The organism is Candidatus Hydrogenedens sp., from assembly GCA_035361075.1.
GTDB lineage: Bacteria > Hydrogenedentota > Hydrogenedentia > Hydrogenedentales > Hydrogenedentaceae > Hydrogenedens.
On record DAOSBX010000010.1, the window covers coordinates 47,710 to 73,779 of the forward strand.

Below are 26,070 nucleotides of genomic sequence, written 5' to 3' on the forward strand. Positions count from 1 at the left end.
TAAACAAAAAGGATGCTTTTATGGGTAGCGATATTTCTATTTTTGATTTGACTGGTAAAACTGCTGTCGTTACAGGAGGTGCTGGTGTGCTTGGAACATCGATGGTTGAGGGATTAGCCCGTGCTGGAGCATCTGTTGCCATAGCAGATGTTTTATTAGACAAGGCAAACGAACTAAAACAGAAAATTGAAAATCAAGGTGGAAAAGCACTTGCCCTATATATGGATGCTTTTGATAAGGGCACCATCGAAGAATGTGCTAATAAACTAATTAAAGAATGGGGAAAAATTGATATTTTAGTTAACGGTGTAGGAGGCAACATGAAACAAGCAACGACATCCCCAGAATTAAGTTTTTTTGACATACCCGTCGATGCCTTCCAAAAAGTCGTTAACTTGAACTTATTAGGTGGTGCCATTATACCTTCTCAGGTATTCGGAAAATATATGATAAAGAATACAGAAGGAGGTTCTATCATCAATATTGCGTCTATGAATGCTATTCGACCGTTAACACGTATACCTGGCTATAGTGCTGCGAAATCTGCTGTTGCCAATTTTACCCAATGGTTAGCAGTACATTTTGCTCAGGAATATAATCCAAAATTAAGAGTTAATGCTATAGCCCCAGGTTTTTTCCTAAGTGAACAAAATCGGTATTTATTAATTGACGAGAAAACAGGAGAACCTACAACCCGAGGGAAAACGATATTAGCCCATACTCCTATGGGTCGCTATGGTGACCCATCAGATCTTATAGGAACACTTATCTGGCTTGCCAGTGATGCATCAAAATTCGTTACAGGTATCATAGTTCCCGTTGACGGCGGATTTTCAGCATTTTCTGGCGTGTAATAAATAAACATGTAAAAAAAGGAACAAAAAATGAAAGAAGATATTCAAAAATTATTAGACCACAAACCCACTTCTCCATTTTTAATCGCCATTGATTCCGATGGTTGTGCCTTTGACACAATGGAATTAAAACAAAAAGAATGTTTTACACCGAATACAATTAAATATTGGAATCTCCAAGCCATCTCTAAATATGCCCGTGAAGCATGTGAATTTGTAAATCTCTATTCCAAATGGCGTGGAGCCAACCGTTTCCCTGCTCTCATAAAAGTTTTTGACCTCTTAATGGATTGGGACAAAGTCAAGGCAAGAAAAGTTCAAATTCCACAAACACCAAATTTGCGAAAATGGATTGAAACAGAAACAAAATTGGGCAATCCTGCATTGGAAACATATTGCAAAGAACATCCAGACCAGGAGGATATGCAGATAACGCTCCAATGGAGTAAGGCAGTTAATAAAACGGTTGAAGATATTGTCAAAGGTGGTTTACCTCCGTTCCCCTTCGTGGAAGAATGCCTTCAAAAATCTCAGGGAAAAGCAGATATTATGGTCTGTTCACAAACTCCGACCGAAGCATTAGTCCGTGAATGGCAGGAGCAAGACCTTGCCAAATACGTGTTTGTTATATGCGGACAGGAAATAGGTACAAAGGCGGAACATATTAAGTTCGCTTCGGAAAACCGATACGAAAAAAATCATATCTTGATGATTGGCGATGCCTATGGCGACCTTAAAGCGGCTCGTGCCAATAACGCATTGTTTTTCCCCATCAACCCAGGTCACGAAGAAGAGTCATGGCAACGACTTTACGAAGAAGGATTAGACCGCTTTTTCAATGGCACTTTTGAAGGAGAGTATGAAACTGCTCTTATCAAAGAATTTGACAAATATTTACCTGAAATTCCACCCTGGAAAAGATAAATTTTTTACAGATAAAAACAATTAAAACTATGTTAATTATTGCAGATGAAAATATCCCTTATGTAAAAGAAGGTTTTAACCAATTCGGAGAAGTAATCACTGTCCATGGCAGAAAAATTACAAAGGACATTATTAAAAATGCAGATATTCTTTTGGTTCGCTCTATCACAAAGGTAAATGCTGACCTTCTTGAAGGGTCTTCTATTCGTTTTATTGGTACTGCAACAATTGGCTATGACCACATTGACCTCGACTATATAAACTCAAAAGGTATTGCCTTTTCCAGTGCCCCAGGGTCGAATGCGAATAGTGTAGCGGAGTATGTAGTTTCAGGACTGCTTCAATTGGAACAAAATCATGGATACAAATTGCAAGGTAAAAAAATAGGTATTGTGGGTGTAGGGAATGTAGGTTCTCGTGTTGCCAAGAAGGTCCCTGCATTAGGTTTGTTTCCTGTGCTTTATGACCCACCTCTCGCGGAAAAAATGAATAATTACCCATTATTTGAATCGCTTGAAACTATTTTAAATTGCGACATTATTACCTTCCATGTTCCTTTAGAGAAAAAAAGTCCCTATCCAACCTTCCACATGGCAGATAAAGATTTCTTTGCAAAGATACAAAAAGGCACTGTAATCATCAACACCTCACGTGGTGCGGTTATAGAAACAGAATCATTATTAAATGCAATCGAACAGGGAATTATCTCTCACTCTATTATTGATGTCTGGGAGAATGAACCGAATATTAATATTAACCTTTTAAAAAAAGTAACAATAGGCACCCCTCACATTGCAGGATATTCTTTCGATGGTAAGGTAAATGGGACTTATCAATTGTATCTGGCTTTATGTAATTTTCTAAAGGAAAAACCTACATGGGATTACAGAAAAAATCTACCCGACCCTCCTATTAAGGAAATACACATAACTGATAATAATCCACTAATCCTACATTCCATAGTTCACAAAATATATAATATAACCGCAGATGATAAGGCGTTAAGAGAAATAGAAAATAAAGAAGAAAGTGAACGAGGTTCTTATTTCGACCTCTTACGAAAGAATTATCCCATTCGGCGGGAATTTCACAATACAACTATCCGTTTTAATAAAGATAATCCAATTTTGGCAAATCAATTTGAGCGATTAGGCTTTAAGATTATAAAGGATTGCAAATGATACAACAATGTGTTGCGGAAAAAAATTTTTTAAAGCCTGAAGAGATTTCTCAATTTGTCCATAAAGTTTGTTCTGGATTAGAAGTTCAAGGGAAAAAAGTCCTCGTTATTATTCCAGACCAAACGCGTAGTATGCCCATGCCTCTTATGTTCAAAACTCTAACAGAAGCATTATCTCCTAAAACAGCAAAATTAGATTATATCATTGCGTTAGGGACACATCCTCCCCTACCTGAAAGTATGATTTGCAAGTTATTAGGTGTTACATCAGAAGAACTACATACAAAATATAAAAACATAAAAATTATCAATCATGCATGGCAGGACCCGAATGTCTTACATCTTTTAGGTATTATCTCGAAAGAAAAAGTTTATGAATTCTCAAATGGTTTGCTCAATCAAGAGGTCCCTGTTCAAATCAACCGAGTAATTCTTGATTATGATGTTATCCTCATTGTGGGTCCCGTTTTCCCTCATGAAGTTGTAGGTTTTAGCGGGGGAAATAAATATTTCTTTCCGGGGATTTCAGGCCCTGATTTTCTTAATGTATTCCACTGGTTGGGGGCATTGATAACAAACATAAAAATTAACGGTATTAAACATACACCGGTTCGCCAATTGATTGACTATGCGAGTTCCATGATACAAAAAGAAAAATATTGTTTTGCCCTGAATGTGGAACATGACAAAACCCGTGCTATCTTTTTCGGAACACCTGAAGAGGCATGGGATGTTGCAGCAGATTTATCAGCAAGAACACATATTATTTATAAACCTCGTGCTTACCATTCTATTCTGGCAGAGTCGCCTCTTATGTATGATGAAATATGGACAGCGGGAAAATGTATGTATAAATTAGAGCCTGTTGTTGCTGATGACGGAGAACTTATTATTTACGGACCTCATATCAAAGAGATTAGCGTTACACATGGACACCTAATTCGTAAAATCGGATATCATACTCGTGACTACTTCCTTGCACAGATGGACAAATTTCGCGACATTCCAGGTGGTATTTTAGCTCATTCTACACACGTCCGCGGAATAGGAACCTATATTAACGGCATAGAAAAACCACGAGTCAAAGTAACCTTAGCCACATCTATTCCTAAAGAAATATGCGAAGAAATTAATTTAGGTTATAGAGACCCATATTCGATAAATATAGAGGATTGGAAAAATCGAGAAGATGAGGGGATTCTCTTTGTTCCACAAGCTGGGGAAATCCTCTACCGAGTAAAAAACTCATAAATGTTTATACTTTCACATAAGAAACTCAGTAATTTAAAATAAACTTAAAATGCCATATATCCAAATTAACTTTAGAAAGGAGATAAAGATAATGCCTAAAAATGTTATCGTTGCTCAATCAGGTGGGCCGAGTCCTGTGATAAACAACTCACTTCGAGGTGTAATAGAAACGTGCAAAATGTTTCCCGAAACCTTCGGGACAGTTTATGCTGGTTGGCATGGAATTGAAGGCGTTATTAAAGAAGAACTTCTAAATTTATCCGAACAAAACCCAGAAGAAATTGCTTTATTGAGACATACCCCCGCAGCAGGTTCTATTGGAACATGCCGATACAAATTAAAGAAAGGGCAAGAAGAAGATTATCAGCGAATTATTGATGTAATGAAAGCCCACGACATCGGATATTTCTTTTATATCGGTGGAAACGATTCAATGGATACTGCAAACAAGGTAAGCAAATTAGCCTTAGAGCAAGGTCTCGACCTGGTGGCGGTAGGTATTCCAAAAACAATAGACAATGATGTAGGAGATTCCGAATTCAAACTTATAGACCACACACCAGGTTACGGAAGTGTCGCTCGTTACTGGATGTGTATGGTTCAGAATGCTGAAGAGGAAAATCGCGGTTCCTGTCCAGCGGACCCTGTATTAGTATTACAAGCCATGGGCAGAAAAATTGGTTTCATTCCAGCATCCGCACGCTTAGCCGACCCAGACCGACAGATACCCCTTCAAATATACATGACTGAATCAAAAGTTACCCCTGAACAAATGTGCGACCTTGTAAACGACCAACTAAAACGCGATGGTCGTTGTATTATTGTAGTAAGTGAAGGCTTTGAAGTCGGCGAGATTGGAGAACTAAAAGACAGTTTCGGACATACTCAATTTGGTTCTGCAAAACTTACTGCAAGCCAGAAAATAGTAAACCTTCTCAATGAAAAAGGTTTGGCAGTTCGTGGTTCTGCACGAGGACAGGTCATGGGAACAGACCAACGCTCTTCTGCTATTTATGCCTCTGTTGTTGATTTAGATGAAGCCTACAATGTTGCACAAAAAGCAGTGCTTATCGCTTTAGAAGGTGAAAATGGCTGGATGGCAACTATATTAAGAACCCCTGGGACTATTTACCACGTCTATTACGATAAAGTTCCATTAGAAAAAGTGGCTAATTCAGAACGCACGTTCCCAGAAGCATGGATAGCCCCTAATAGAATTGATGTAACAGACGACTTTATTAAATATGCCATGCCATTGGTCGGTGAAGAATGGGCAAGTGTCCCATTGGTGAATGGAAAACAACGCTTTACTCAATTTAGACCGATTTTTGCTGAAAAGAAATTACCTGCCTACGTTCCTCAGGGGCATAGAAAATAGCATTTACGATATAATTATTCATTCTACAAACAAGCAATAAATATTAAGATAAAGGAGAATCATATGAGCGAACTTAAAGACATCGGATTAATAGGTTTAGCAGTAATGGGTGAAAACCTGGTGCTAAACATGGAAAGTAAAGGTTTTAGCGTTGCGGTATTCAATCGCACTGTATCCAAAGTAGATGATTTCATCAACGGTCGTGCAAAAGGAAAAAATATAAAGGGCTGTCATTCCTTACAAGAACTTGTGAATAGTCTAAAAAAACCACGCAAAATTATGCTTATGGTAAAAGCAGGTCAAGCAGTAGATGACTTTATTGAACAACTTATTCCATTATTAGACCAGGGAGATATTATTATTGATGGAGGTAATAGTCATTTCCCTGACACAACCCGCAGAACGAAATATTTAGAAAGTAAAGGCCTTCTATATATAGGCACAGGTGTATCGGGTGGAGAAGAAGGAGCCTTAAAGGGTCCATCCATGATGCCTGGCGGTTCTCCACAAGCATGGCAACATGTAAAAGACATTTTTCAATCTATATGTGCTAAAACTCCGGAAGGAGAACCCTGTTGCGATTGGGTAGGAGAAAATGGAGCAGGCCACTTCGTTAAAATGGTACATAATGGTATCGAATATGGTGATATGCAAATGATATGTGAGACATATCATCTTATGAAACAGGGTTTAGGAATGACAAATGAGGAGATGCATCAGGTCTTTTCGGATTGGTATAAAGGAGAATTAAATTCATATCTTATCGAAATTACCCGCGACATTCTTGCATACAAAAATGAAGAAGGTCAATATGTCGTTGACCTTATTTTAGATACTGCCGGACAAAAAGGCACAGGCAAATGGACTGTTATCTCTGCTTTAGATGAAGGGCAACCTTTAACAGCCATTGCAGAAGCAGTGTTTGCACGTTGTTTGTCCTCTATTAAAGAAGAACGGGTAAAAGCCAGTCAAGCATTACAAGGGAAAGTAACCAATTTCACAGGTGATAAAAACCAATTTATTAATGACCTCCGCAAAGCCCTGTATGCCTCTAAAATTGTCAGTTATGCTCAAGGCTACCAATTAATGCGTTCTGCTGCAAAAACTTATAACTGGAACTTAAATTACGGCGGTATTGCATTAATGTGGCGGGGAGGCTGTATTATCCGCTCTGTATTTTTAGGTAAAATAAAAGAAGCCTTCGATAGAAACCCCAATTTAGAAAATCTGTTATTAGACCCATTCTTTGCGGGTATAGTCAATGATACACAAGATAGTTGGCGTCGTGTTGTTTCTACTGCGGTGCAATTAGGAATCCCTGTACCTGCCATCAGTTCTGCATTATGCTACTTCGATGGCTATAGAAGTGCATGGCTTCCAGCAAACCTTCTTCAAGCACAACGCGATTATTTCGGTGCTCACACATATGAACGAGTAGACAAACCCAGAGGTGAGTTTTTCCACACCAACTGGACTGGGCGTGGCGGTTCAACTTCTGCCTCAACATATACTGTTTAGAATATATGAGTGAATTGCATCCAGCAATACTTGCTTTACTGGCAACATCATTCACATGGTTTATGACATTGTTAGGGGCTTTGCCTGCTTTGTGGGCAAAGCCAATTCCTCAAAAAGTCCTCGATGGAACATTAGGAATGGCAGCGGGAGTAATGATTGCAGCGTCCTTCTGGTCATTACTGGAGCCTGCAATCGAGATGAGTAAAGAAATGGGTATGCCATCATGGTTACCTGCTGTTATTGGATTTTTATTAGGAGGTGTTGCCTTATGGGCTATGGATAAGATACTCCCTCATTTACATCAAGGATTATCTATTGAAAATGCAGAAGGGCTTCATACAAACTGGAGAAGAAGCACTCTTCTGGTGATGGCTATTACCATGCATAACATCCCTGAAGGGTTAGCTGTTGGCGTTGCTTTCGGTGCAACTGCATACGGTATTCCAGGGGCATCTTTAACAGGGGCTATTGCTCTCGCTATTGGTATCGGTCTGCAGAATCTACCTGAAGGCACTGCTGTGGCTCTACCTCTTCGTCGTGAAGGCTTTTCCCCATGGAAAAGTTTTTTTGTAGGACAACTTTCTGGTATCGTTGAACCCATTGCTGGAGTAATTGGCGCCATCACTGTTATATTTGCCAGACCTATTTTGCCTTTTGCCTTAGCCTTTGCCGCAGGGGCAATGATTTTCGTTGTAGCCGAAGAATTAATTCCCGAATCACAAAAAGAAGGCGATACCGATTTGCCTACGGTAGGTGTCATGTTCGGTTTCGCCCTCATGATGTTCTTAGATGTAGCGTTAGGATAAAAATATATGAACAAAAATAAACCTAAAATCTTTATTACACGCAATCTTCCCGAAAGAGGTCTGAAACTACTCTTTCAAAACTTTGGGGAAGAAAATATAAAAATATACCCATGTGAAACACCTATCCCTTATGAAGAACTCTTAAAAGAGGTTCGAGGAATAGATGCTTTACTTTGCTTACTAACAGATAAAATTGATGCAAAAGTAATGGAACAGGCAGGATCTCAATTAAAAATAATTGCAAATTACGCGGTTGGTTTTGATAATATAGATATAGTCGAAGCAACGAAAAGGAAAATAGTAGTGACCAACACTCCAGGGGTCTTAACAGAAACTACAGCGGATTTGGCATGGGCACTTTTAATGGCATCAGCACGCCGATTGGGTGAAGGGGAACGATTGGTTCGTGCCTCGCAATGGGCAGGTTGGAACCCTACATTACTTCTGGGTATGGATGTGCATGGAAAAACATTGGGTATTTTTGGTATGGGAAGAATTGGTCAGGCAGTCGCACGAAGAGCCAGTGGCTTCAATATGCGTATTATTTATTACGATGTTAACGAACCGAAACTCCCTTCCGATATAAAAGCTACACAGGTAGATAAAGAGACACTTCTAAGAGAATCTGATTTCATTTCTATCCATTGCCCCCTTACTCGAGCAACATATCATGCTTTTGGGATTGAGGAATTTAAAAAAATGAAACGGACTGCATGTATCATAAACACATCTCGTGGTCCTGTTATTGATGAGGAAGCATTAGCTCAGGCTCTTAAAGAAGGGTTAATATTCTCTGCGGGATTAGATGTTTTTGAAAAAGAACCCGAAATCCATCCTGATTTACTTAATTGCCCTAATGCCATTTTGATACCTCACTTAGGAAGTGCTTCGGTAGAAACCCGTTCGCGAATGGCAGAAATCGCTGCGCAAAATATTATTGCTCGTCTCAACGGGAAAACACCACCTAACCCAGTAAACCCAGAAGTACTCTAACCGCCCATGTAAAACACGAAATCACATCTCTCTATATCGGAAAAATATCCATAGAACACCTACTGCGGATATAATACATAGAACCACAATTAGGTAAAATATATAAGGATGATGTTGGGCTGGAATGGGGACATTCATTGAAAATAAACTTACAATGAAAGTAGGAACCATTAATGCTATTGTAATAATATTTAACAATTTCATTAAAACATTCAGATTATTGCTTACGATAGATGCACGTGCATCCATTAAGTTTGATAACACTGTGGAATGAATATCTGCCACACGAAAACATTGGTCATTCTCAATAATTAAGTCATCCAAAAACTCTTTCCCTTCATCGCTTAAGCCTATTTTATCTGCACCTGCACGAAGTTTGGCAAGGATAAGACCATTTCCATGGATAGCATTTAAGTAGTAAACCAAGCTTTTTTCTAATGCAAAAAGGTTGATGAGGAATTTATTTTCCAGAGAACGGTTTATCCGATACTCTACTTCTTCCGCAACCATGTTTATAATTTTAAGATGTTCAATAAAGTGGGAAATACAGTTATAAATAACCCGAAGTATTATGTCTGGGGCTGATGACAACCCTGCTTGCGGTTTATTTGAAAATAATGGTGTATCCTCGCTTGAAATAATGATAACTTTATTTTTGAACAGGAATAAGCCTATAGAGATGATTTTGAAGTGATATTCATCTTCTGCGGAATAATTTTTAGGCTTCTTTATAATAAATGCAACGTGATTTTGTTCATATTCAACACGGGCAAGTTCATCTGGGTCAAGGGCTGAATTTAAGGTGTGTTCATCTATTTCCAATTTATCAATCAGTTGCTTTTTCTCTTCAATTGTCGGCTGGATATAAACTTCTATAACCGAATCTTTTTCTTCTGACAACTCGATGACTTTCCCTTGGCCTATGGTGTAGAATCTCCGCATAGTTCTTCCCTTCTATTCATGAACAAAAAGTCAGTCCATGGGTGAAAATTCCTTCTATCTAACCATTTATTGATAATAATTATTTTTATTTAAACCCCATCCCTATTTATCTTGTGGCTTTTAAGTATTATAACCTTTTAAAGTATTTTTTTTCAATAACGATTATGGCTTTGGCCTCTTCTTAAACAGACATAAGATTTTTCCAACATATTGTTTGGAAAGTTCCCCAATTTTTCTTAATAAGGAAAGAGGACTGAACTTTGGTACTTGTTTTTGTTGAGCACCTTTCTCCTGCTTTTCCTTCCATAACTTATATAAGTTTAATAAAGTATCCCTAAATTCCTTAGCAGAAGAAAATCTATCTTCTGGGTCAGGTGCCATCGCTTTTTGCAAAAACTCATCACATTCTTTGGGTAAATCTGGCATCAATTTAGATAGTTTATCACCTATTTGCGGTCTTCTCCCTACAAGCATTTCAAAAAACATAACCCCAAGTGGATATATATCCGCCCTTTTATCTACACCAGCCGCATTAACCCTTTGTTCAGGTGCTGAATATTGTGCTTTGCCTAAATTCGCCCCAACCATAGTCAAAGGGACTTGTGCATCACTTAATTTTGCCAAACCGAAATCAAGCAAACGCACAGAACCATCTCTTAACACCATCACGTTATCAGGTGAAATATCTCTATGAATTGTAACTTGATGTGCATGTTCTAAGGCATCCGCAATAAGTGCTAATATCCGAACTGTATTCCCAAATGATAACGGCCCTTTCTTATTCAGCCAATCTCGAACACTCCGACCCTCAACATATTCCATCGTATAAAACATTTGTTCACCCTCTATCTGGGCATCAAATATCTTTACGATGCAGGGATGATTTAGTTGTCGGACTGCTTCTACTTCCCGCAGAAACCTTGCAATTGCCTTTTGATTATGTTGATACTGGGCTCGCATCAATTTCAATGCTAACTTCTGTCCAGATTGGAGGTCTTTCACAAGAAATACTTTGCCCATCCCTCCTCTACCCAATGGCTTTATAACCTCATATCTACCTGCTATTATCCGCGTCGTTTTCCCCTCTGCTAAATCAGCATCAGACATATTCATGATTCTCCTTAAATAAAACTATTTTATCACAACCTTCCTTTTATTATAATACCATTATCAATAGCAAAATGTGTTAGTTAAAACTAAATAATTAAAAATTGGATATGGATACCACCTCCGCCAGAAAATCAATGGTTGTCTATCAATTACATGCACGAGGGATAAAATCACCTGATGTGCTGAGAGTAATGGAAAACGTTCCAAGACATTTATTTGTCCCAGAAGATTTACGTGATTATGCTTATGAAGATCACCCACTTAGTATTGGATATGGGCAAACAATTTCTCAACCTTACATGGTAGCCATCATGACCGAACTTCTGGATTTAAAACCGACAGATAAGGTATTAGAAGTAGGAACAGGTTCGGGATATCAAACTGCAATACTTGCAGAACTTGCACACACCGTTATTAGCATTGAAAGAATACAAGAACTCGCCGAAGAAGCAGAACAACGACTAACCAATTTAGGATACAAAAACATAAAAGTGATTCGTGGAGACGGCTCATCAGGCTATCCGGATGAATCTCCATACGATGCAATAATTGTAACTGCTGGTAGTCCAGAAGTACCTGAGTCCTTAAAAAAACAACTTAATGATGGGGGTAGACTTGTTATCCCAGTAGGTGGTTCAAATTTACAAGTATTGCTAAAAATAACAAAGATAGGTAATACATTTTCAATTGAAAGACACACCTCCTGCATCTTTGTTCCTCTTATCGGTACCGAAGGCTGGAATAATACTTCCAAATATTAAAAGTGTGCAGTGATACCTATATATCATGTAAAATATTAGCATTCTTTTCAGATAAGGAAGGGTGTTTTATTACCCAAACGGGGAAAATTAACCCACAAGACAATAAAAGATTATGAACCAGGATAAAATAAGAAATTTTTGTATCATTGCTCATGTTGACCATGGTAAATCTACGTTAGCAGACCGTCTCCTTGAATTCACCAAAACTGTGAATGAACGGGAACTTCGTGAACAAACGTTAGACATGTTAGACATTGAACGGGAACGAGGAATCACTATTAAAGCGGTCTGTGTGCAAATGCACTACCAAAAAGATGATGAGGAACAATACACCCTCCATTTAATTGACACTCCAGGTCATGCAGATTTTTCATACGAAGTTTCCCGTGCTCTTGCTGCATGCGAAGGGGCATTATTGCTTGTTGATGCTACTCAGGGTGTTCAGGCTCAAACACTCGCACATGCGTATAAAGCAGTGGCTCAAGGGCTTGAAATTATTCCTGTAATCAACAAAATAGATTTGCCCAGTGCAGATATAGAAGATACACGACGTCAAATTGAAGATGTTTTAGGATTAGATGCCTCTGACGCAATATTAACAAGTGCCAAAACGGGTATCGGCACCAAAGAGATCCTTGATGCCATCATTACAAGAATTCCAACTCCCAAAGGAGACCCACAAGCACCGCTAAGAGCACTCATTTTTGACGCTAAATATGATACCTATCGAGGCGTTGTCGTTTATTTAAGAGTAGTTGATGGTTCTTTACATAAAGGACAAAAAATTCAATTTATGTCAAACGGCGTAAAATACGAGGTAGATGAAGTTGGTATTTTTACGCCCAATATGCGTCCAAAATCAAGCTTAGATACAGGCGAAGTGGGGTATATGATTTGTAATATCAAGAATATAAAAGATACGAAAATTGGCGATACCGTTACAGATGCTTTTCATCCTGCGGAGAATCCTTTACCAGGTTATGAGATAGTAAAACCTGTCGTTTTCTGTGGTATGTATCCAGCAGTATCTCAAGATTATGAAGAATTGAGAGATGCACTTGAAAAATTATCTCTTAATGATGCCTCTTTCGAATATAAGCCAGATAGTTCTGATGCATTAGGTCTCGGTTTCCGATTAGGTTTCTTAGGTCTTCTACACATGGAAATTGTTCAGGAACGATTAGAACGAGAATTTGGTTTGAATCTCGTTATGACCATGCCAAATGTCGCCTATAAAATTCTTAAAACGGATGGAGAAGAAATTGTCATCCAAAAAGCATCACAAATGCCCGAACCAAGCGAAATTGAAGTTATTGAAGAACCCTATATACAGGCAGACATTATTTGCCCTATTGAGTATTTAAGTTCAGTAATTGATTTATGTAAAAGAAAAAGAGGAATACATGTTCGGGTCGATTACTTAGATGCCAAACGTTGTCTTGCGGTTTATCAGCTTCCACTTGCCGAAATAGTCGTCGACTTCTATGATAAGCTAAAAACATGCACACGAGGTTACGGTTCTCTTGATTACACACTTATCGGATATCAACCAGGCGATTTAGTAAAATTAGACATTATGATTAACGGCGAAGTTGTAGATGCCCTTTCTGTCATTGTACATCGGGAACATGCCCTAAGTATGGGCAGAGCATTAGCAGGAAAGTTAAGAAAATTGATACCCCGTCAACAATTTGAAGTCGTGATTCAAGCAGCGATCGGTAGAAAAATTATCGTGAGGGAAACAATAAAACCTATACGAAAAGATGTGCTCGCTAAATGTTATGGAGGAGATATTACACGAAAACGAAAACTATTAGAAAAACAGAAAGAAGGCAAAAAAAGAATGAAGCAAATTGGAACGGTTGAGGTTCCTCAAGAAGCCTTTATGGCTTTACTAAAAGTTAATGAAGACATTCAATAGGAAAGAACAAAGTGTCTGAACAAAACATAGATCTCAATACTGCTAAACAACAAAAACACAACATTCTCATTAAGTCCATTCAAGTCCTTACTGGACCATGGAATAAAAGGAATTTAATGGAATGGATGTTTGTAATTGGAAGTATTCTTATCTTAAAAGGCTGTGTAATCGACCAGTATCTTATTCCGACGGGTTCTATGGAGCCAACTTTAATAGGTGGAAATTTAATTACTGGCGACCGTGTCCTTGTAAATAAATGGATATATGGCATACGAATCCCATTTACAACAATCAGACTTTATACATGGTCACATCCGAAACGGTGGGACATCGTAGTATTTAAAACCATTGAGAAAAATGCAAAACATAAAACGCTTATAAAACGCGTTGTAGGTTTGCCAGGTGAAACGGTGAAAATAAACCATGGGAAAATAGAAATAAATGGCAAACAAATTCAACCTCCGAAAACAATGCCCCAGAACATCTATTACATCAACGACATTGACCTTGTCATTCAATATGAAACGAATCCCGACCCAAAAGTGAAAAAAATTATTGAAGAGATGCGGGAAAACTATCCTCTTCGTTATGGTTGCAGTGATGAAAAAACCTATTCTACAATCCCAGACAAACATTATTTTCTCTTAGGTGATAATAGCATCAATAGTGTAGACAGCAGAATGTATGGATGGGTACCTGAAAATCACATTATTGGTCGGGCTTTTGCTATATGGTGGCCTATTCAGCGATGGAGAGACTTTACAGGTTTTTCAAAATCATGGTGGGGAATAGTTTTCTTATATGGAACTCAAATAGTAATCGTTTTGATAATTATTAGATATATGTATCATTACAGAAAAAGAACAATAAACACACAAAAATAACAAACATAATGTTGGAGTAAAGTAAAAAAAATGTCAAAACAAAAAACTACAAACTCTAAGGAAAGCATAAGCTTTATGAGTCAGATAGTTCGTGTTTCAGGTATTATAACGATTCTCATAGGTATCTTTATTATTTATCAGGGTAATAAAACACAGCCTGAGCCCTCTGAACCTATGTGGTGGACGGGGTTAGCTATCTTTGTATTAGGTCTCCATTTATTCTTTTTTAGCAATATGCCGAAGCAACAAATTTATGAATGGTTAAAAAGTGAAAGCATTGCATTAGCATTAGCATTACTTATTCGCTGGCCTATTGCAGAACCCTACCGTATTCCTTCCAGTTCAATGGAACCAACTTTACATGGTGATAACCGTTTCGGCAGAGGAGATAGAGTATTCGTTAATAAATGGATATATGGTGTCCGTTACCCATTCATGAATAAAAGAATATGGTATGGTAAAAAACCTCAACGTTGGGACATCGTCGTCTTCAAAACGGTAGAAAAAGATGCTATACACAAAACATTGGTCAAACGTGTCGTTGGATTGCCTGGCGAACGTGTTCATATCGCAGATGGTAAGATATACATTAATGGGAAACCACTTGAACTACCACCAGACATGCCAAATATTTATTATACCTCAGGACCCGTCGGCATTGGGGGTATGGAGTACGGCATTAGAACTGAAGATAGATATTCACTCATCCCAGAAAATCATTACTTCCTTTTAGGCGATAACAGTGCTTATAGCAGAGATGGTCGTTTCTTCGGGTGGGTTCCCAATGAACATATTGTCGGCAGAGTTGTATGTATTTGGTTTCCAATCTCACGATGGAGAGACTTCACAGGTTTTAGTCATACTTGGTGGTGGAAAACTATCTGTATTATTACATCATTACTGCTCATTATCCGCTTATTTTTTGCTCGTTCTGTCGTCTGGTATCGTTGGAATGAGAATAAAATATGTCATTACATAGTAAATCTATTATCGTATGGACTACGTATACCATTTACCCGTTTTTGGCTCACTCATTGGCGAAAGCCACAGATAGGAGATTTGGTGGCTTATTTAACTCCAAAAGGGATAGATAAAATTCCGACAGAAATGATCCTTTGCGGGATTGTTGCAGGAAGAGAAGGAGACAAAATATCAATTCAAAACGGGACACTGTTGGTAAATGGGGCACCTCTTACTAAAAATTCTTATCTATCCGAAGTATTAAACCCTCCTCTCTCCGTGTCAGAAGCACCTTTTGGTTTGTTAAAAGACAAAGAACACTGTACTGTTCCAGAAGGACACCTCTTTATTGTCTGGAGTTTCCCAAATAAGGATTCAGAACTAATAATTGATAGTAGAATTATTGGATGGATACCTGAAAGCCTTATACTTGGCAAACTAACCTGTATATGGTGGCCCCCTTCTAAAATTAAAAAAGTCTGATATACATTTTCAATGTATGCAATTTGTTATAAAGATATTTGGTAGATTTTACTATATTTTTCTTTTAAATATGATAAAAATGGAGTTGAGGATACGGGTTTCCCAGAGATTTTTTCAACAATTTCTTTTGCACAACATCTCCTACCAATTTCAAAAATATTCTTCTTTAACCAATCATGAACAGGTATAAAATCACCCTCTTTTATAAGTTCATCTATATTCAATTCTGTTTTTATCTTCTCCAAAATTTGCCCTGCAAAAAGATTACCTAAGGCATAACTTGGAAAATATCCAAAACTACCATGTGACCAATGAATATCCTGTAGACAACCATCCGCATCATTTGGAGGAGCTGACCCAAATAATTTTTCAAACAAATGGTTCCAATAATCAGGCACATCCGAAACTTGAATACTCCCTTCAATTAAATCCTTTTCAATTCTATATCGGAGAACAATATGTAAATTATAAGAACACTCATCCGCTTCTACTCTAATAAAATTCATAAATACACGGTTAATCTCCCTATAAAGTAGTTCAGGAGGAATGTTTTCAAACTCATTAGGGAAATATTGTTTCAAGAGTGGTAGGAAATATTGACAGAATGAAAAACTTCTCCCTACAAAGTTTTCCCAGAATCTCGATTGGGATTCATGAATACCTAAGGATGGTGCTTGTGCTAACCATGTTCCACGGTCTTCTTTACGAAAACCTTGCTCATATAGAGCATGCCCTCCTTCATGAAGAGAACTGAATATTCCAGAAAACAAATTTGTTGAATTAAGTCGTGTTGTAATTCGCACATCATAAATATCAAAATTGGTAGTAAACGGATGTACAGAACGGTCTTGTCTGCCTGAATTGAAATCAAAACCTATTGCAGATAATAACTGCAATGTAATCTCCCATTGCTTTCCTGTATCCCATGTTTTCCCTTCAAAAACAGAGCCTGGTCTCCCTTCACCTAAAACAGATTGATATATCTTCGATTGTTCCTGTTCCAATTCCGAAAAAAGCCTATCTAACGTTTGGGTATCTGTACCACGTTCAAAATCTTCTAACAAAGCATCGTACGGCGACTTCTCATAACCTAACAGAGAGGCTCGCTCACGACATAATGATACAATTTCATCCAAATATGGCTGAAAAATAGAAAAATCGGATTGGTGTCGTGCTTGAACCCATGCATGATAGGCTTTGCTTCTTACTTCCGCAAATTTACCCACCCATGAGGACGGGATTTTCACTGCACGCTGATAGTCATACCTTGCTTCCTCAATCATCTTCGCATCATCAGATGACAAGCCATTTTTACATTCATAAAAATATGATAGTTCCTCTCCCAAATATGTATCTGTTTCAAGACGATGTAAAATCTGAGCAATAGTTTTCAATTGGTCTCCTCTCGCTTCTGCACCATTTGGAGGCATATTGACTTCTTCATCCCATTGAAGTAATGCAAGAACTGCTCTAATATTTAATATCTCTCTCAACTTATCTTTAAGAACAGTAAAACGCTCCTCGCGACTACTCATATACATCTCCTAAAAAATCTTAAATATTCATCTGTATTGAAATAAATTAGATAGCTCTTTTATTTATCACTCACCATTAAAAAATTTAAGAATCAACAATTTAAATGTCCACCTTGATTTTTATTTAAAAATCCCCAATATCAATTGGAAGACGGTGAATCATTGGGACTTTCTATCTGCGGGCGGTATTTCTCAATCTTTTGTTTTACACCTTCATTTTTTGGGTCAAGGACTAAAGCACGTTCCCACTCCGAAACAGCACGTTTAATATCTCCCGAAAGCAAATAGGCATCCCCTAAATGGTCTCGTAATACAGCATCATCCGTTTCCATCTTATAAATCGCTTTACGTATATACTCTATCGCTTTTTCAGCATTGCCTTGTCGATAATAAACCCAACCCAAACTATCTAAATAGTACGGATTCTCAGGGTCAATTTTTAATGCTCGACAAATTAAATTTTCGGCTTCTGTTAGATTTACATTCTTATCTGCATAAAGATAACCTAAAAAATTTAATAACTCTGCATTCTCAGGATCCAATTCTATACACCTTTTGAGACACTTTTCTGTATCTTCAAATTGTTTTAATTTATCGTAGGAAATAGCCAAATAATAATTAACCCATAGATTTTTATCATTTTCAGGAAGCAATTCCTTTAATAACGTTATTGCATCTTCATTTTTATCGGCAACCATTAATATCCTGCTTAATATCAACCGTAATGATAAAGATGAACTATCGTTTACTAACTCCCTTACCTGTGTTTCAAACCAGCCCGAAATAATCCCTGCTCCGAAATTAGTCCACAACGAATTGATAACATCATTACATTCTGTATCCACAGATTCACCGAATATATCGAGAGTATCCAAAATATTTTTATACTCATCATTTTGAATCTGTTTTAACGCCAATGCTTGAAATAATTTGCTTATCAAAGGATATTCCTCTACTGGAAGTAATGATGTGGCTCTTAAACAATCAGCAGTCTTAATAAAGAGAAAGGATACTATTAACTTTTGAACAGGCATACATTCTGGTGATGCAATAAGTTTCTTCGCCAATTCCACAGCCTTACTTTCTTCTCCTGCACGAACATAGGCACCAATTAATACCTCTTGTGCCTTTATATCATCCGATTTCTTTTGTAAATACATTTCCAGAGACTTAATAGCATCGGATACTCTATTTTCATCGATATAAAGCAAAGCCAAAATATAATATGCTCGTATCATTCGTTTGTCAAATTGTAATGCCTTTTCTAATTCATCAATAGCCAACGCATTATTTTTTATCCGCGCATAAGTTAGCCCCAACTGATAATGGAGTAAAGCACTATTAGGTCTTTTTTCTATCATCCGCCGATAAATATCAATAGCAGCAACCAAATCATTTGTATCTTCCTGCAATTCAAGCAAAGCACTATACCCTAAAACATCTTCAGGGTTAATTTCTATTGCTCTCTGAAATGCCTCTACCGCCTCATCAATTCTCCCTAAACGATGACATAATTCACCACGAATAAGATATAACGAAGGAATCGTTTTGTCTTTTTCAATTACCCTATCAATACAGGCTAACGCCTCCTCATATTTCTCTGTCATTAGGTATAGCCGAACAATACGAATCAAAGGGGTTATTGCTTCTGGGTCTATTTTTACTGTCTCTTCCAATTCTTTAATTGCTTGTTCATTATCACCTCTTCGGTGATAAACCATGGAAGAGAGATAATGTGATAATGAATTACCTTTCCTCTGCGTTTCCATATTTTGCAAAGATGATTTGATACCAGTGTTTAAATTGTTAATAGGTAAACCCTTGCAACTTACAAGAACAATTGTGAGAGGTAAAATAAAAAATACCTTTAATTTCTGATGGTTCATACTTTTGTAATACCTTAACAATTATTTAAGTTTTAATTCTGGCAATAAGGATTCTGACATATCAACAAACGGTGCAAAACTTAAACGATGTATGGGCGATGGACCTAACTTCTCAATAGCTAAAAGATGCTCCTTCGTTCCATAACCTTTATGTTTTGCAAATCCATATCCAGGATATTCTTTATCATATTCCTTCATTATTTTATCCCGCGTTACCTTCGCAATGATACTCGCTGCCCCAATAGATGCGGAACGTTGGTCACCTTTGATGATTTTCCACGCTTGACAAGGTAACCCTTTCAAATTATAACCATCCACTAAAACCAAATCCGGTTTTATTTTTAATTTTAAAATTGATTCCGCCATTGCCCGATAATTCGCTTCTTGTATTCCTATTCTATCTATTTCCTTATTATTAATAATTGCAATTCCTATCTCATGTTCACCCGACATTAGTATATCAAACAACTCCTCCCTTTTTCTTTCAGTGAGTTTTTTAGAATCATCTATTCCTTCAACTTCAGAATGTAACACTACTGCTACTGCAACAATAGGACCTGCCAATGGACCACGCCCTGCCTCATCCACACCTGCAATGAAAGAAAAACCCTGTTCTCTTCCTTTTTTTTCAAAATACCACTTATCTATAATTTCGCTAATATCTCTATTCATCAATAAAAACCATCCTGTTTAGATTACATTGTAACTAAAATAACTTACCCCTTTAAAAGCAATCAGGGCGAGCATGTCATTTGACATTCTCGCCCCAAATTAAAACTAATTAAATTTCAAGTATTAGATACCCGGCGGTAACAAGTGTCCATAGGACAATGTAACTTTGGAACCATCGGGATTCACGACAGTTACGAAGTTAGTATTCGCACCTTGAATATCATTGGGTCCACCAATCCATTCAATGGTTGCAGAACCGTTCGTCTTGGTGTCAACGATACCAACACCCGGAATCGGTGTGCTGTTATCAGGACTAAGTGGCCTATCTGGTACTAGGACACCCTGTCCACCTTCCATACCTCCGTGCTGACCACCCGCTGTTGCGTCTGGGTCATATACGCAGGGACGGAATGCCAACGCAGACCGTGGTGCAATAGTGAAACTATTATTTGGTGGGAAAGGACCCAAGCAAACACCATCTGCATTGTAATAGGTAATGTAGCATGTTACTGTTGTGTCTACATTGCTCTTTAAGTAGACAAGGTTCGTGGCACCACTCGCTTTTCCTGGCAATCCATTGTATTGCGGAGCATTATCCGCGAACCATGGAATAGCCAATGAACTGGCAAACGCCACTCCGGTACCAAGCAGGATTAACAATGCGGCGAAACTAAGTTTTCTCATCTTTTCACCTCCTCTCGTAGGGGTTTACCTAAACTTATCATCATGTTCACCTGAACATGACCTCGTTTAGTTTTTTATTCAATTGTCACTATATAGTTTATACCACAAACCAGTTTGAGATGTCAAGTCAAATTTTAAAAATTTTGAAAAAATTTTATTCCCGAAAAATCGAGATTAATTAAGATAACCAAGATTTCTTAATTGTTCCTGAACGTCTCTATTCATCTCTATTTGTTGCTCCTCCTTCATCGATTTAATAGGATAATAATTAACATTAAAGTAAATCTTATATTTTTCCACATTATCTAAAAAGGAGGGCTCGCTTTGAATTTGCTTATCATTTGACGAAAAATGAAACCATAACTTATCTTCATCTTCAATCACTTTATATTCTTGTGGGTAAATTAATTTCGGTTTCTTTTGAATTTGAACAATCAATTCATGATTATCCTCAGCAGGAATAATTTGAAGTATGGTGGGTAAAATCCCTACTCCCGAAGGGATAAAAATTGTTCCCTCTAACTTTGTCGGTTCAAGCCTATCATTTCTAATTCGGAATACACATGACTGTGTCATAACATTTACAATCGGAACCGTGCATTTAATAGTAATGGTCTCCGTTAAAAAAGAATCCATATTTTGGAAATACAAGCACCAGCCTTCTTTCTTCAAACGAAATTGTTTCGCAAATACTTTCTGGCATTCATAAAATATTTTAGGCTCTAAATCCATAATATTTCTATACTCCGCCATAGGTTTACTCAAATCAAACAAATTACATTCTCCCCTCTTTATATTTTCCAATAATTTATAGTGACCCTTTACAATTGCTTTCATTTCTATTTCCGAATCTGTAGAAAAAATATAATCTCTTTCTATTTTTTTATTTTCGATAAAGTCATAAAGGGATATTCCGTCTGTTTGTACTTCTCTTTCGGTATCTAACATTGCAAAAAGAGTAGGAACAATATCTTCTAAAATAACTTTTTCTTTTATTCTCTGTCCTGAATATTTTTGAAATGGAAATTTAACTATCATGACATTTCGCATACTTTCCTCATAGACATTTTTATGTCCATATAATTCATGTTCCCCTAACGATTCTCCATGGTCTGAAACGATTGCTATAAATGCTGGGTCATATAAACCTTCTTTTTTTAGAAAATTAAAAAAATCACCTAAAGCGGTGTCTACTTTATATATGCAATCATCATAAAGAGCGTTGTTATATTGTAATTCCTGCTCCGTTGGAATTATATCTCTATCAGAAGCATGGAGCAAATATAATGTGCCAGCAGGAATATTTTCACAACCAGAACGTTGAACTCTCGGATTTTTATAAGCACGAGAAAACACCTTAAACTCTTCTTCTTCTGCATCATAAAGCAAATCTTTATACGCAGTAGAATGAATATCGTAATTGTGCATAAAAACAAATATTTTCCTAGTTTGTGCTTGACGTATCCATGTCTTTGCATCTTCATGAACTTCAAATACAGACCGACGGTCTTTAGCTCCGCCTTCTTGTGTCTCCGGAACAGAAAAATAATCCATACCTCGTGAAAACCCACGTGAAGGAACAAACCACCATAAAAAGCCAGCAAATCCAGCTGTTTGGTAACCATATTCTCTCAAAATCTCTGGCAATGGTTGTATTTCTAATTTTAAATCGATGTTTTTCTTCAATCCATGACTCTCAGGATGTAAACCTGTTAATAAACTCATGTGTGCCACAGGTGTAAACGTTTGGGTCGTATAGGAATTCTCAAAAACAACCGCATCTTTAGCAAACTCATCTAAACAAGGGCTTGTTGGCAAATCATAGCCGTAAGGCAATAAATGGTCAGGTCTCAATGTATCACAAGAAATAATAAAAATAGGCGGTGTAGAGGTGTCCTCTTTTTCTTTCTTTGTTACTATTATCGGATTTCCCCAAACACTAAAATTCCCCAATGTATTACCCATAGGCTCTATACGAAAAATAATTTTTACATTTTTATTTTTATATCTTGATAAATCTATTTCCGCTCGACGCCAAAAACGGTCTTCCTTGTTTATTTTTGGATTCATTTTAAGTTGATATAAAACATCACGATTTTCATGGTCATCTATCAATACTGTAAATTCACTTCCATCTGTTTTCCATTCCATATCAGTCGATTTCTTTCTAAAAGAACCTACATCAGGGTTGTAAATACCTGTATAAAAAATGAGTCTACTACCATCACTAATATCTTTTTCCATCTCCATTTCTTCATCCCATAACACATCCATACAAACACCAGATATTGTCATCTGTTTTGGTCTTACATTGTCATAAGGTTGAAACACAACCTTTTCCATCGTTATACCTTCTATATTATCTTTCACTCCTCTTACTTCGAAACATATCGAATCCACAATGTCAAATATCGGATTATTTTTATCTGGAAATCGGAGCATAAAAGTATAGGTATGCACTTTCCCATCCGAAATTAAAGAACAGTTATCATATGGATAATAATATTCATCACCAGTCCTTTTGCTTTTCCAACCCCACAAAATATCTTTTCCACCCTTTGTTATCATATTCACAGAAAGAGATTTATAATTTCCAAGATTAATTACACCCCTATATTCGAAAATAATTACATCACGACCTTCATCAACTCTCTGATTAAAAACAGTTGCATCTAACACACATTCACTTACGTTCCCTTTTCCCTTCCAATACTCTTCTGACAACCTATACATTGAGGCTTCCCCAATCATAGGAAACATAAATAATAAAACAAAAAAGATAAAAACATCTTCTCGAATATTTAATGACATTCCTGCTACCTTTTTCACTGCTAAAATCAACGACTTTATCTTTTTTTTAACCAATTCTTATTCAACGTGATGAATGTTCATTAATACCGTCTTTAATTCTTCAAAACGATATGGTTTTTGTAAATACCCCGATATACAACTCTGATTTATCTTTTTATTTAATTCGTCTTGAGGATGACCACTGGTTAATATAATAGGAACAGACTCACTAATCTTCCGAATAGCAAGACACGCTTCTATACCATCCATATGAGGCATTGTCATATCTAAAATAACAGCGGAAATAGAATCCCGATTCTGTTCAAAAATCTGGACAGCTTCTCGTCCATCCACTGCAACAAACACCTCAAATCCCAAATATTGAAGCATTCGTTGTGTCAACGCACAAATTGTTTCGTCATCCTCTGCTAACAGCACTTTTCCGCTTCCACGCCATTCTTTACTATCCGTTGTAAATACAGTCTGTCTTTCGGCTTCCCATTCAATTGCTGGTAGAAATATTTTGATAGTAGTTCCTTTACCTTCCTCAGAATAAACCTTAATTCCTCCCTTGTGATTACGGACAATTCCTAATACTGTTGCCATACCCAATCCCCTTCCTGTAAATTTTGTGGTATAAAATGGCTCAAACAGATGTATCTTCGCCTCCTCATCCATTCCACATCCTGTATCCACTACTTCAAGCACAACATACAAACCTTCTTTAAGCTCGTTTGGTAAAAATAAAGTGTCCAAATACTGTTGTTCACAAATACGTGCACCTGTTCTTAAGACTATCACACCACTTTTGTTTCCCATTGCTTCGCTCGCATTAACGACTAAATTCATGATAATTTGTGAAATTTGTGTCGCATCTCCTTCTATCATTGGTATTTCTTCAGCCAAATCTAACTTCAAAATGGCTTTTCTTGAAATGGTTGCCTTTAATATCTGTGTCATCTCATTAACTAAATTATTAATGTTTATTTTCCTTGCCACTAATTTTCTTTTACCTGCATAACTAAGCATCTGCGTTGCAAGTTCAGCACCTTTCTTACTCGCATTAACTATTTCCTGTAAATAATGTTGGGCTGGTGATATTTCTGGAATTTCATGCATTGCTAATTCAGCACTACCAATTATTGCCATGAGAATATTATTAAAATCATGAGCAACCCCTCCTGAGAGAACCTCTAAACTTTGTATCCGCTGAATATGATACATTCGTTCTAACATTTGTTTTTCTTGCTCTTCACGCTTCTTTTGTTCCGTTATATCTAAAATTCCACAAACTACTCCTTCATCTGGCTTTTCTGAATCTTTTAATGCTACATTAATACGGACATCAATATAACTTCCATCCTTTGTCTTCCATCGCGTCTCAGTCCAAACCATTTCATTACCCACTAAATTATTGTATATAATATCTCCCACCCTTAAATATTCTTCTTCGGATTCGTAATACTCACGTGTCGACTTCCCAATTAATTCATCTCGGGAATATCCAAAAATTTGTTCCATTCGTTCATTACACCATTCGATAATTCGATTCTTAACACAAATGACACCAAAAGGCGCCGTTTGCATCAAACTATTCAATAATTGCTCATTTTTCTGTAATATCTCGTGGGCTTTCTTTAATTCCGTAATATCGCTATAAGTACCTAATACACCAATAATATTCCCTTCTGAATCCTTCAACGGAGCCTTACTAACAAGCAGATATCTTATCATCCCATTTGCTCTCGTCTGAGACTCCTCAAACAAAAGGGAAGGAACACCAGTTTCTATGATTTCTTTATCCATTCTCCGAAAACTTTCCGATTCCTCCTTTGTCCATGGAAGGTCATAATCCGTTTTGCCAATCACATCCGATGGAGAATCACAATTCGCATCTAACGCAAACTGTTGATTGCATCCTAAAAACACTCCATTTTTATCCTTCCAAAACACCGCCTGTGGAATATTTTTTATAACCGTCATAAGAATTTCAGTTTGAGTATCCCGTTCCCTTTGAAGTTTTACAAATTGGTCTATATTTAACGCCACCTCTAATCGCACCATTTTCCCGTTCTCCCACGGAATTGCAAAATCAACACATTGGAAGAAAGAGCCTGTACGGGTATTTTGAAATACCCATACATACGGAGGATTGGGTTCTCCCTTTTCATTAAGCAATCGGTCATTTGTGCAAAAACTACATGGTGTAGTTTGTCCTACTTGTAAAGTTTCATAACACTTTTTACCTAATATCCCTTTACCCCATACCCTCTCTATATATTCATTTACTGCTAATAATTCATATGTCTGCATATCAGCCACATAAACCGCCGTTTCAATAGCACTCATACTATTAAATAGCGGTAACAAGTCGGATGGGGTGTAAAACGATTTGCCACTCTTATTAATTTCAATTTCTTTCTTTAGTTGTTCTAAACGTTCCTCCCACTGTTGTATTTCTTCAATAAGTTCCTTTTTTGTCTTTTTCATCAATTCTTCAAATTCCATTTCTCTTCACCTATAAAAATCTCTGTTTAC

20 protein-coding genes are annotated in these 26,070 nt (G+C 37.1%); 12 read left to right on the forward strand and 8 right to left on the reverse strand.

The features are described from left to right. Positions 1-20: 20 nt before the first annotated feature. The 8 genes from PLJ10_04825 (at position 21) to PLJ10_04860 (ending at position 8,904) form a co-directional block, all read left to right on the forward strand. Positions 21-854 (forward strand): SDR family oxidoreductase, encoded by an 834-nt coding sequence (locus PLJ10_04825; protein ID HOK08968.1) that lies wholly within the window; start codon positions 21-23, stop codon positions 852-854. 30 nt (positions 855-884) lie between these two features. Next, a complete protein-coding gene (locus PLJ10_04830) occupies positions 885-1,778 on the forward strand; it encodes an HAD family hydrolase (protein HOK08969.1) in 894 nt (297 codons plus the stop codon). A 29-nt stretch (positions 1,779-1,807) separates the two neighbouring features. Next, on the forward strand, positions 1,808-2,959 hold the full coding sequence (pdxB, locus tag PLJ10_04835; protein HOK08970.1) for a 4-phosphoerythronate dehydrogenase PdxB: 1,152 nt from the start codon (positions 1,808-1,810) through the stop codon (positions 2,957-2,959). Continuing rightward, positions 2,956-4,209 (forward strand): lactate racemase domain-containing protein, encoded by a 1,254-nt coding sequence (locus PLJ10_04840; protein ID HOK08971.1) that lies wholly within the window; start codon positions 2,956-2,958, stop codon positions 4,207-4,209. The genes pdxB and PLJ10_04840 overlap by 4 nt, the downstream gene beginning before the upstream one ends. Positions 4,210-4,300: 91 nt before the next feature. Continuing rightward, positions 4,301-5,587, forward strand: coding sequence for a diphosphate--fructose-6-phosphate 1-phosphotransferase (locus tag PLJ10_04845; GenBank protein HOK08972.1), 1,287 nt, complete (start codon positions 4,301-4,303; stop codon positions 5,585-5,587). Between the two features lie 63 nt (positions 5,588-5,650). Beyond that, the gene (gene gnd, locus PLJ10_04850; GenBank protein HOK08973.1) at positions 5,651-7,105 is read left to right on the forward strand and encodes a decarboxylating NADP(+)-dependent phosphogluconate dehydrogenase; all 1,455 of its coding nucleotides are present in this window, start codon (positions 5,651-5,653) and stop codon (positions 7,103-7,105) included. Positions 7,106-7,110: 5 nt separating this feature from the next. Further along, complete coding sequence (locus PLJ10_04855) at positions 7,111-7,911, forward strand: ZIP family metal transporter (protein ID HOK08974.1); 801 nt, start codon at positions 7,111-7,113, stop codon at positions 7,909-7,911. Between the two features lie 6 nt (positions 7,912-7,917). Next, positions 7,918-8,904 (forward strand): D-glycerate dehydrogenase, encoded by a 987-nt coding sequence (locus PLJ10_04860; GenBank protein ID HOK08975.1) that lies wholly within the window; start codon positions 7,918-7,920, stop codon positions 8,902-8,904. Positions 8,905-8,925: 21 nt separating this feature from the next. Here PLJ10_04860 and PLJ10_04865 read toward each other — a convergent pair whose 3' ends face one another. Then, on the reverse strand, positions 8,926-9,846 hold the full coding sequence (locus tag PLJ10_04865; protein HOK08976.1) for a magnesium transporter CorA family protein: 921 nt from the start codon (positions 9,844-9,846) through the stop codon (positions 8,926-8,928). A 162-nt stretch (positions 9,847-10,008) separates the two neighbouring features. Next, positions 10,009-10,959 (reverse strand): serine/threonine-protein kinase, encoded by a 951-nt coding sequence (locus tag PLJ10_04870; protein HOK08977.1) that lies wholly within the window; start codon positions 10,957-10,959, stop codon positions 10,009-10,011. 104 nt (positions 10,960-11,063) lie between these two features. Here PLJ10_04870 and PLJ10_04875 point away from each other — a divergent pair, with 104 nt between their 5' ends. The 4 genes from PLJ10_04875 (at position 11,064) to lepB (PLJ10_04890) (ending at position 15,965) form a co-directional block, all read left to right on the forward strand. Then, positions 11,064-11,717, forward strand: coding sequence for a protein-L-isoaspartate(D-aspartate) O-methyltransferase (locus tag PLJ10_04875; protein HOK08978.1), 654 nt, complete (start codon positions 11,064-11,066; stop codon positions 11,715-11,717). Between the two features lie 112 nt (positions 11,718-11,829). Continuing rightward, positions 11,830-13,638, forward strand: a complete 1,809-nt coding sequence (gene lepA / locus PLJ10_04880) for a translation elongation factor 4 (GenBank protein HOK08979.1) — start codon at positions 11,830-11,832, stop codon at positions 13,636-13,638. Between the two features lie 11 nt (positions 13,639-13,649). Then, positions 13,650-14,522 (forward strand): signal peptidase I, encoded by an 873-nt coding sequence (gene lepB / locus PLJ10_04885; protein HOK08980.1) that lies wholly within the window; start codon positions 13,650-13,652, stop codon positions 14,520-14,522. A gap of 75 nt (positions 14,523-14,597) precedes the next feature. Further along, positions 14,598-15,965, forward strand: a complete 1,368-nt coding sequence (lepB, locus tag PLJ10_04890; GenBank protein HOK08981.1) for a signal peptidase I — start codon at positions 14,598-14,600, stop codon at positions 15,963-15,965. A gap of 26 nt (positions 15,966-15,991) precedes the next feature. Here the strand turns inward: lepB (PLJ10_04890) and PLJ10_04895 are convergent, their stop codons facing one another. The 6 genes from PLJ10_04895 to PLJ10_04920 form a co-directional block, all read right to left on the reverse strand. Further along, entirely contained in the window at positions 15,992-17,500 is a 1,509-nt protein-coding gene (locus PLJ10_04895; protein ID HOK08982.1) for a carboxypeptidase M32, read from the reverse strand. Positions 17,501-17,640: 140 nt separating this feature from the next. Beyond that, positions 17,641-19,386: a tetratricopeptide repeat protein gene (locus tag PLJ10_04900; protein HOK08983.1), complete on the reverse strand. Its 1,746-nt coding sequence runs from the start codon at positions 19,384-19,386 to the stop codon at positions 17,641-17,643. A 21-nt stretch (positions 19,387-19,407) separates the two neighbouring features. Then, the gene (locus PLJ10_04905; GenBank protein ID HOK08984.1) at positions 19,408-20,058 is read right to left on the reverse strand and encodes a ribonuclease HII; all 651 of its coding nucleotides are present in this window, start codon (positions 20,056-20,058) and stop codon (positions 19,408-19,410) included. Positions 20,059-20,181: 123 nt separating this feature from the next. After that, a complete protein-coding gene (locus PLJ10_04910; GenBank protein HOK08985.1) occupies positions 20,182-20,742 on the reverse strand; it encodes a hypothetical protein in 561 nt (186 codons plus the stop codon). Positions 20,743-20,916: 174 nt separating this feature from the next. Further along, on the reverse strand, positions 20,917-23,553 hold the full coding sequence (locus PLJ10_04915; protein ID HOK08986.1) for a sulfatase: 2,637 nt from the start codon (positions 23,551-23,553) through the stop codon (positions 20,917-20,919). Between the two features lie 57 nt (positions 23,554-23,610). After that, entirely contained in the window at positions 23,611-26,040 is a 2,430-nt protein-coding gene (locus tag PLJ10_04920; GenBank protein ID HOK08987.1) for a PAS domain S-box protein, read from the reverse strand. Positions 26,041-26,070: the final 30 nt, after the last annotated feature.